The 9,486-nt window shown below is 45.7% G+C and carries 7 protein-coding genes and 1 pseudogene; 6 read left to right on the forward strand and 2 right to left on the reverse strand.

Features of this window, described 5'->3' with window-relative positions; translation table 11 throughout:
• Positions 1-520, reverse strand: a 520-nt coding sequence (locus tag AB4496_RS14380; RefSeq protein ID WP_372131210.1) for an aminotransferase class I/II-fold pyridoxal phosphate-dependent enzyme, incomplete at its 3' end; no start/stop codon positions are given.
• 295 nt (positions 521-815) lie between these two features.
• On the opposite strand from AB4496_RS14380, the gene AB4496_RS14385 reads away from it, so the two are divergent.
• The 6 genes from AB4496_RS14385 to menE all read left to right on the forward strand — a co-directional run bounded on the left by AB4496_RS14385 (position 816) and on the right by menE (position 8,195).
• Entirely contained in the window at positions 816-2,123 is a 1,308-nt protein-coding gene (locus tag AB4496_RS14385) for an isochorismate synthase MenF (protein ID WP_009847274.1), read from the forward strand.
• Positions 2,120-3,844 carry a 2-succinyl-5-enolpyruvyl-6-hydroxy-3-cyclohexene-1-carboxylic-acid synthase gene (gene menD / locus AB4496_RS14390; RefSeq protein WP_009847273.1) on the forward strand — a complete coding sequence of 575 codons (1,725 nt, stop codon included), beginning with the start codon at positions 2,120-2,122 and terminating at the stop codon, positions 3,842-3,844. Before AB4496_RS14385 ends, menD begins: the two co-directional genes overlap by 4 nt.
• Positions 3,845-3,853: 9 nt before the next feature.
• On the forward strand, positions 3,854-4,654 hold the full coding sequence (menH, locus tag AB4496_RS14395) for a 2-succinyl-6-hydroxy-2,4-cyclohexadiene-1-carboxylate synthase (protein WP_009847272.1): 801 nt from the start codon (positions 3,854-3,856) through the stop codon (positions 4,652-4,654).
• A gap of 102 nt (positions 4,655-4,756) precedes the next feature.
• Positions 4,757-5,623, forward strand: a complete 867-nt coding sequence (gene menB, locus AB4496_RS14400) for a 1,4-dihydroxy-2-naphthoyl-CoA synthase (protein ID WP_009847271.1) — start codon at positions 4,757-4,759, stop codon at positions 5,621-5,623.
• A gap of 75 nt (positions 5,624-5,698) precedes the next feature.
• Positions 5,699-6,706, forward strand: a complete 1,008-nt coding sequence (gene menC / locus AB4496_RS14405) for an o-succinylbenzoate synthase (RefSeq protein ID WP_102257782.1) — start codon at positions 5,699-5,701, stop codon at positions 6,704-6,706.
• A 52-nt stretch (positions 6,707-6,758) separates the two neighbouring features.
• Positions 6,759-8,195 carry an o-succinylbenzoate--CoA ligase gene (gene menE, locus AB4496_RS14410; protein ID WP_032555257.1) on the forward strand — a complete coding sequence of 479 codons (1,437 nt, stop codon included), beginning with the start codon at positions 6,759-6,761 and terminating at the stop codon, positions 8,193-8,195.
• 145 nt (positions 8,196-8,340) lie between these two features.
• On the opposite strand, the pseudogene AB4496_RS14415 reads toward menE, so the two are convergent.
• Positions 8,341-9,486 (reverse strand): annotated as a pseudogene (locus tag AB4496_RS14415) (PTS transporter subunit EIIC); the annotation flags it as partial.

Consider the following 9,486-nt stretch of genomic DNA (forward strand, 5'->3'; position numbering starts at 1 on the left):
GAACGATGCCGCGAGTCTTTGGTGAGATCTTCGCTCGCATGTCGTCTAGATCTGGATACCAATCAGCATCTTCATCACACATGTAGTGAACCGGCGTGCCGCCAGAAAGCGCAACAGACGCTGTCCATAGTGGGTAGTCCGGAGCGGGAACTAAGATTTCATCACCATTATCCAGTAGCGCCTGCATAGACATAACGATAAGCTCTGATGCGCCGTTACCAATGTAAACATCTTCTACATCAAGGTTACGGAGGCCTTTTTTCTGGTAGTGCTGAACAACCGCTTTGCGGGCTGAATAGATGCCTTTTGAGTCACAGTAACCTTGAGATGTCGGTAGGTTACGGATTACATCAACAAGGATTTCATCAGGGGCGTCAAAACCAAATGGGGCGGGGTTACCGATATTAAGCTTCAGTATTTTATGCCCTTCTTCTTCCATGCGCTTAGCATGTTTGAGTACAGGCCCCCTGATTTCGTAGCATACGCTGTTGAGTTTTGACGACATCCCGATATTTTGCATTGCCGATTTCCTGAAATTAATTTAAATACTTTATTAAAGTACCGCAAAACGGGGTTTGATAGAATAAAAATCTGATGAATGTCGTATTTCAGTGTCACGTTTGGTCTTTTTGTTGTCACTCTTTTCTAAATTTTAATTAATCGCTTGTTTGTTGTTGGCTAAGATGAATAAAGAGGCGGGATCGCTTAAAATCACACGAATGTTCGAAAGATATCGTACATTCTTGATCTAAGTTGGTGCTGCCCATAAAGTATCAAACTAATATAATAATAATTTAGATGTGAACGAGGTCGATTTGTCACATTTCCAGCAAACTGTCTCCGCTTTGATTGAGCGAGTACAAAATGCCCAAGCAAGCGAAGTGCGTTGTGTTGAAGTTCTAACGCAAAAACCATCGTTTGCATTTATTGAATGGCTTCATGCTCAACCACTCTTTCCTAAGTTTTATTGGCAGTCACGTGATACTCGTGAAGAGGTCGTTGCGCTCGGGCAATTACATACTTTTTCTGATCCCGCTCCCGCGTACGCAATTCTTGGTGAAGACCAACGAATCTGGGGTGGGCGCTCGTTTGACGGGCACACCGCAAAAAACCGTCGTTGCATGGAATCGTTTTTCTTCCTTCCTCAGGTTGAACTGATCCGCTTTGACAAGACTTGGTCGTTAGCCGTCAACTTATCTCCTGATCGCGTTGCTTCTATTAATGCTCTAAATAAGCTTTCTGTCGAAGCGGCGATATTGGCCCCTTTGTCAGCGCACATTGAGCAGATTAACCACGTTCCAGAACGAGAGCTGTGGGGCAACCTTGTCGATAAAGTGCTGAAAGGCATTAGCGACGAAGAGTACAAGAAAGTCGTTTTAGCGCGTAAAACCACATTGCAATTGGATGCGCCAATCTGCGCGGCTCAGTTGCTTAAAGCCAGCTATTTGCAAAATCATCACAGTTTCCACTTTATGTTGGTACTGGACTCTAAACACAGTTTCATTGGTTCGACGCCTGAGCGCTTATATAGCCGATATGGTAGTGAGCTTGATACGGAAGCGCTTGCAGGAACCATTGGCCGAGGAGAAAACTCGACCGAGGATATGGAACTAGCAAACTGGCTTTCACAAGACACTAAAAACCTCAATGAGAACCAGTATGTGGTTGACGACATCATTGAGCGCCTCACTCCTCATTCTCAAACGGTTCATGTTGAAAAGGATACGCGTCTTGTGCGCTTGCGTAAGGTGCAGCATCTTAAGCGTAATATCCACGCCCAGCTTAACAATGGCGTTAACGGTGTACAGTTGCTTGCTGCATTACAGCCGACGGCTGCGGTGGCTGGTTTACCGCGTAAAGAGGCGATGGATTTCATTCTTGAACACGAACCGTTTGCTCGAGGGTGGTATGCAGGCTCTGTTGGCTATATTAGCCATCAACGCGCTGAATTCTGTGTCGCGATTCGAAGTGCCTTGATTGTAAACGATCAAGTACAACTGTTTGCGGGTGCCGGGATCGTACCGGGATCGGTTGCTGAACATGAGTGGCAAGAGTTGAATAAGAAAATGTCGACTCTGCTCAGCCTAATTTCAGACCATCCATTACTGGGTGTCGCATCATGAATCATGACCAAGCCGTATTAAATAGAGTTTGGTGTAAGACGTTACTGGAGGAGCTTGCACGCAGCGGTATTGAACATGTTTGTGTTGCACCGGGTTCTCGCTCAACACCATTGACACTCGAAGCCGAAGCCAATCCAAAGTTAACTTTACACACGCACTTTGACGAGCGTGGTCTCGGTTTTTTTGCTCTAGGTTTAGCTAAAGCGAGTGATAAGCCAGTTGCCGTGATTGTTACCTCTGGTACAGCCGTTGCGAACCTTCTTCCTGCGACGGCTGAATCGGGTTTGACACGAGAGAAGCTGATCTTGCTGACGTCTGATCGACCAATAGACTTGGTTGGTTGTGGGGCGAATCAAGCAATTCAGCAACAGGGTATCTTTTCGTCTCATGTTGAAAGCTCTTTAAATCTGCCCAGCCCAACAACACAGACTTCTTTGAATTGGCTTCTGACATCGGTTGATAGCGTACTTGCGAACCAACAAAGTGTTGGCGGTGCGATTCATATCAACTGTCCATTTCCTGAGCCTTTGTATTCAACAAGTAGCGCTGAAATGTATGCACAGTACACATCCAGTATCTCTGGGTGGAAATCGGGAACAGGTTGTTACAGCCAAACGTTTTTACCTAATCAAGTGAATACACAACCGATTGCTCCAGGTGAGTATCTTGGACGTAAGGGTGTGGTTATTCTCGGTTCGCTCGATATTGAACAAGCGACAAAAGCTCAGCAGTTTGCCACTGCATTAGGCTGGCCAGTTTTTTGCGATCCTCAATCAGGTGTCACAAGTGATTGGAAGCATTATGATCTGTGGATGCAGAGTGACGTAGCTAAAGCGCAACTCAATCAATGTGATTTCATCCTTCAGTTCGGTGAGCGTGTTGTTTCTAAGCGCCTTAATCATTGGATAAAGTCGCAAGCTTCATCATTCTGCTCGTCACAATACATTGTTGTGTCACCAGATACGCACCGAATCAACCAAGATCATCTGCCTCAAACCCATATCGTTGCTGATATCGAGTCATGGGTGTCAGAACAGCATTTACCTACCTTGTTAGGTCAACATGCAGGTTGGGCTGCACCTTTGGTCGAAATCGCGAATACGGTTCAACAATTGGCATTGGCACAAATATCCAATAATGACCAACTGACCGAGTTGAGCGTTGCAGTTGACTTGTCGACTAGACTTAAAGACAGAGAGTTGTTTGTGGGAAACAGCTTGATGGTAAGGCTGGTGGATATGCTGTCATCAATATCTGCGAATCAAGTTTACAGTAATCGTGGTGCATCGGGCATTGATGGCTTGGTGGCGACGGCTGCGGGCGTGGTGAAAGCTAATCAAAACCCTTTATTGATGTTGCTCGGTGATACCTCTTTGTTGTACGACCTCAACTCACTGGCCCTGCTTACTCACAATATAACGCCGATGGTGATTGTTGTGAGCAACAATGATGGCGGTGCGATCTTTGACTTGTTGCCTGTTCCTGAGCAACAAAAACAATCTCTATATCAAATGCCCCATGGTTTCGGTTTTGAACATGCCGCTGCGCAATTCCAGCTTGGTTATGCTGCGCCAGAAACCTTGAACGGCTACCAAACTATTATCGAACAACATTTCGAGCAGGGTCAGGGCACCTTGCTCGTTGAAGTTAAGACGCCTCCCGAACAAGCGGCTACTTTGTTGAAACAATTCAGTGCAATGCTCATCGAGGCATTAGCCTAAGGACTTAACATGCTTTACTCCAATTATTACCCAGCTGTACAAGAATCTTCTGACAAACCTTTGCTTGTTTTTCTACATGGTTTACTCGGAAGCGGGGATGATTGGAGCGCATGTCATCCATATCTAGAGGAGTTTCCTCGTCTTTGCATAGATTTGCCCGGGCACGGACAAAGTCGCTTTATCGATCCGGTAGGCTTTGATCATTGCTGCAAGAAAATCGTTCAGTGCATCACTTCTCAACTTGCGCTCAACGATCTTCCTGCGGATTATCCTATCGTGGTGATTGGCTACTCTATGGGTGGTAGGCTTGCCATGTATGGGGTGACAAGCCCTTGCTTCGAAACGCTCAATCTTAAGAAAGTCATTATTGAAGGTGGCAACTTTGGTCTGGAGCGTGATGAAGAACGAGCACAAAGGTTAGTACATGATACGCAATGGGCTGTCCGTTTTGCGCAGCAGTCGATTGAAGATGTTTTAGACGATTGGTATCAACAAAGCGTCTTTTCTTCACTAAATCATGAGCAAAGACAAACTTTGGTCATAAAGCGTAGTGGTAACCTTGGAGTATCCGTAGCAAATATGTTGTTATCTACTTCGTTAGCTAAGCAACCGGATTTACGTGCCACATTGAAATCTCATGAGCATCAATTGCATTATGTGTGTGGTGAAAAAGATCGTAAATTCATGGAGCTAGCTGAGAATAGTGGCTTTGAATATAGTCAGGTTGATTACGCTGGTCATAATGTTCATTTTGAGCAACCAGAGTTGTTTTCCAACCTGATCATCCAATGTATCGCCAGTCGCCGCTAAACTGACTGAGCGGTTCTCTCGTATCAAGCACTATCAAAAGCAGAGCAACACCGTCACGACTATTCGTTAGTCGTGGTCTCTAATAGAACAATGGGAATCACCATGGCTAAAACAGTAGGCATCACAGAAGAAGAACTTTACGCAGCAGTTAACTGGCGCGATGAAAGCAGTCAATTTGAAGATATTCAGTACCACAAGTCTGACGACGGTATTGCGAAAATCACGATTGCTCGTCCTCAAGTCCACAATGCGTTCCGTCCACAAACCGTAAAAGAGATGATCAATGCATTGGCTGATGCTCGTTATGACGAGAAGGTTGGCGTAATCATTTTGACGGGTCTTGGTGAGAAGGCGTTCTGTTCTGGTGGTGACCAAAGTATCCGTGGTGATTACGGCGGTTATCAAGATGATTCAGGTACACATCACCTGAACGTGCTTGATTTCCAACGTCAAATTCGTACTTGTCCAAAACCCGTTATCGCAGCGGTATCGGGGTGGGCAGTCGGTGGCGGTCATGTACTTCACATGATGGCAGACCTTACTATCGCAGCTGAAAACGCTCAGTTCGGTCAGACGGGTCCTAAAGTAGGTTCATTCGATGGCGGTTGGGGTGCTTCTTACATGGCTCGTATCGTTGGTCAGAAGAAAGCACGTGAAATTTGGTTCTTGTGTCGTTTCTACGATGCTAAAGAAGCATTGGACATGGGCCTGGTAAACACCGTAGTGCCTGTTGCCGACCTAGAAAAAGAAACCGTTCGTTGGTGTCGTGAAGTGCTTCAACATAGCCCAATGGCGCTGCGTTGCTTGAAAGCTGCACTAAACGCAGACTGTGATGGCCAAGCCGGCCTACAAGAGTTGGCGGGTAACGCAACCATGATGTTCTACATGACAGAAGAAGGCCAAGAAGGCCGAAACGCATTCAACGAGAAGCGTCGACCTGATTTCGACAAATTTCCGCGTAACCCATAGTCTTTCTCTTCTTTAAAGTGAGTCGCTAATAGCGGCTCGTTTTGTTTTGATGTTCCCCGTTTTTTAGGAAACTTTATGAACTCAGTGAATTCTCAGCGTCACGCTAAACTCTACCGTTATCAATTGCCTATGGATAGTGGTGTGATTCTTCGTGACAATAAGTTGAACGAACGCGTTGGCTATATCATCCAACTAGAGTGTGATGGTAAAACTGGTTTTGGCGAAGTCGCACCTTTGCCAGGTTTTAGCCAAGAAAATGCCGAACAAGCTGGCATTCAGCTTCAACACGAATTAGAGCTTTGGAGCCACAATAACCCTCAAACGCCTTTTGATGAGCTATATCCTTCTGTTGCGTTTGGCTTTTCGATGGCGATGTTGGAATTACGAGGCGAACTCAATGCTGAAGGTAACTACCAAGCCGCGCCGTTGTGTACAGGAGACCCAGATGAACTGATCCCTGTGCTGAATGAGATGAAAGGCGAGAAGGTCGCGAAAGTGAAAGTCGGTCTCTACGAAGCGATTCGCGATGGCATGTTGGTTAGCTTATTTCTTGAGTCGATCCCTGATTTGACCCTAAGACTTGATGCTAACCGTGCTTGGAAGCCAGAGAAAGCGAAGCAGTTCATTAAGTACATTTCGCCGTCACTGCGTCAGCGTATTAGCTTTATTGAAGAGCCTTGCCAAAAACCAGAAGACAGCTTGGCATTTGCCATTGACCATGGCGTAGCGATTGCGTGGGACGAAACATTGCAAGAAGCGGTGCGTAGTCCAGAGTTTGATCTTAGCGACCTCACAGGTGTTAAAGCTGTTGTGATCAAGCCAACTCTTATTGGTTCTGTAGCGCGTTGTGTGGCAATCATTGAGCGTGCACAACAACTCGGTATCAAACCAGTACTAAGCTCAAGCATAGAGTCTAGCCTTGGCTTAACTCAGATTGCTCGATTAGCACAACAATACTTACCTAATGAAGTGCCGGGGCTTGATACTATTGGTTTGTATCAACAACAACTCGAAGTCTCTTGGCCGGGTTGTCAGCTTCCGGTTTCTACTCTTGAACAGCAACAATTGATTTGGTCTTCTTAAGCTGATCGTTCGATTGGCTTAGACCGTTTTCAATCTATAACTTGGTTATCTTATGATGCGCCCACAATCTAATCATCACCCGCTTTGGGTACAGTGGGCGCAGCAAAACCCACATCAGACAGCGTTAGTGACTACTCACCACACTTATACTTGGCAGCAAGTGTCTGTGCTAGTGAGTGAGTACCAACAACAGCTATCTCATCAAGGTCTATCTGAAGGTGATGTACTGACGATTGTTGGTAAGAATCAAGCTGAAGTGATTTCTGCTTATCTTGCCGCACTTAATTTGGGTGTTATTTGCGCTTTAACCATGCCTCAACCTCGCTTACGCCTGAAGAAAAAGCTCGATTCCTTATATCAAGCGGGTCAACAAAGCTACCTTTGGCTTTTGGACAGTAGCGGGATAGAGCAATCAGAGACTGTTGATTTAAATACTCAGTTGGTGACCTTGTCTTGCTTAAATGAAGTGAAGGTCGATGGTGATGATAATCGGATAACGACATCTCAAGACTCCAGCTTCAATCCTCAAAACCTTGCAAGCATCGTATTCACTTCTGGCTCTACCGGAAACCCGAAAGCGGTGGCTCACACGTTGCAGCAACACTTATGTTCAGCTCAGGGGTTACTAGATGTTTTCAACTTTGAACAAGCTGACACATGGTTACTGAGTTTACCGATGTACCATGTGTCGGGATTGGCGATTGTCCATCGTTGGTTGGCGGCTGGTGGCTGCATCAAAATAGGGTCAGGTAAGCTTGAGTCAGACATCGAAGGTTGCAGTCATGCCTCTTTAGTGGCGACTCAACTACATAGGTTATTGCAGAGTAAGCAAGCACTTACTTTAACTCATGTGCTTTTAGGCGGTAGCCATATCCCAGAAGCGCTAGGGTTTGAAGCTCAACAAATGGGCATTGAAACTTGGCTTGGATACGGCATGACAGAAGCGGCTTCAACAGTGACCGCGAAGCCAGTCGATTCTAGTAATACTGCAGGTTTTGTTCTCGACCAACGCCAGTTAAAAATTGAAGACCAACGTATCTTTATTGGCGGTAATACGCTTGCTTCAGGTTATTACTATCAGGGCGAGTTAACACCGTTGGTGGATGAGAACGGTTGGTTCGACAGTAAAGATCTCGGCGAATGGGATGGCGAACAAGTGTCGATTATTGGTCGCGCTGATAATCAGTTTATTTCTGGGGGAGAGAATATCCACTGTGAAGAAATTGAACGAGCACTGAATCAGTTATCTTTAATCAATCAGGCGTTTATCGTTCCAATTGAAGATGATGAGTTCGGGTTTCGACCTGTCGCTATTGTGGATTGTACGGAGTTACCAACCAAAGAATGGTTTGCCGAGCAATTAAATGGCCGTCTTGAACGGTTCAAATTTCCTGTCGAGTACTATCGAATGCCTCATCAAGAACAGCTAGGTATTAAGGTTTCACGCGCAGGGTTGGCACAATGGTTACAGCAGATACGTTCTAAATAGAGCTGAGAACAATAAAACGAAGCGCAATACACGGTGACTAGTCGTAATTGCGCTTCAGGGGGTTGTGATGGTGGTGAAACCATCACAAATTCTTAATATTCTATCTGGTCATTAAGGCTTTTATCTTTGCATCTGGCTGTTTAGCTTAAGCGAGTGCCTTCTTCATTTGTTCAGCAACCTTATCTACCTTACCTAAACCGATAATGACTTGTAGGCCACCTTTTCCAATAGGCACGACGCCTGCAGCACCTAGTTTTTTCAGTTTGTCACTGTCTGCTACTGACGAGTCTTTTACTGTTAAGCGTAAGCGAGTAATACAGTTGTCCACTTCTAGAATGTTGTCTGCACCACCAATAGCTTCGATGTAGTTGTTGGTTAGGCTAACTAACGCTTCTGGAGATTTTGTCTCGCCTTCTGCTTCCATCTCTTCACCGCGACCCGGAGTACGTAGATTAAACTTGATGATAGCGAAACGGAAAATACCGTAGTAAAGCGCGAAGAACACTACACCTTGAACTAATAACATGTACCAGTTAGTCGCTAACGGGTTTTGGCTTGATAGCACCAAGTCAACAAAGCCTGCAGAGAAGCCAAAACCTGCCATCCATTCCATGCTTGCTGCAATGTAAAGCGACAGACCTGTTAACACAGCGTGCACTAGGAACAATACAGGTGCTAGAAACATAAAGCTGAACTCTAGAGGCTCAGTGATGCCTGTGAAGAACGAAGCCATTGCTGCGGCAAGCATGATTGCGAATACTTGGTTCTTGTTTTTTCGCGTCAGCGCAGTGGTACATCGCCAATGCTGCTGCTGGTAAACCAAACATCATGATAGGGAAGAAGCCTGCTTGGTACATGCCAGTTTTACCCGGAATACCCGTACCGTTAGCGATAGATTGTGCACCGCCGAGGAAGTTTGGAATATCGTTAATACCCACAACGTCGAACCAGAACACAGGATAAAGGGCGTGGTGCATGCCGACTGATAGGAACAAACGGTTGAAGAATCCAAACAGACCGGCACCAACTGCGCCCATGCTTTCTAGTTTAATTCCTAGAACGATCAGAGCATCGTAAACAGCAGGCCAGATGTAAAGAAGGGTAAAAGAAAGCGCCATACCTGCGATTGAGGTAAGGATAGGAACCAAACGCTTACCGCTGAAGAAAGCTAAAGCTTGAGGAAGATCAACGGTGGAGTAGCGGTTATAGATTTCAGCGGAGATAATACCGACAATAATACCCACGAATTGATTGCTGATTTTGCCAAATGCTGCTGGTACTTCACTTAACT

The sequence above is a fragment of the Vibrio sp. 10N.222.46.A1 genome (assembly GCF_041473595.1).
GTDB lineage: Bacteria > Pseudomonadota > Gammaproteobacteria > Enterobacterales > Vibrionaceae > Vibrio > Vibrio tasmaniensis_A.

Bases quoted from the DNA above. Each gene is read 5' to 3' on its own strand.
- menB (WP_009847271.1), top strand. From the start codon at position 4,757: ATGGCTAAAACAGTAGGCATCACAGAAGAAGAACTTTACGCAGCAGTT.
- menH (WP_009847272.1), top strand. From the start codon at position 3,854: ATGCTTTACTCCAATTATTACCCAGCTGTACAAGAATCTTCTGACAAA.
- menD (WP_009847273.1), top strand. From the start codon at position 2,120: ATGAATCATGACCAAGCCGTATTAAATAGAGTTTGGTGTAAGACGTTA.
- menE (WP_032555257.1), top strand. From the start codon at position 6,759: ATGATGCGCCCACAATCTAATCATCACCCGCTTTGGGTACAGTGGGCG.
- menC (WP_102257782.1), top strand. From the start codon at position 5,699: ATGAACTCAGTGAATTCTCAGCGTCACGCTAAACTCTACCGTTATCAA.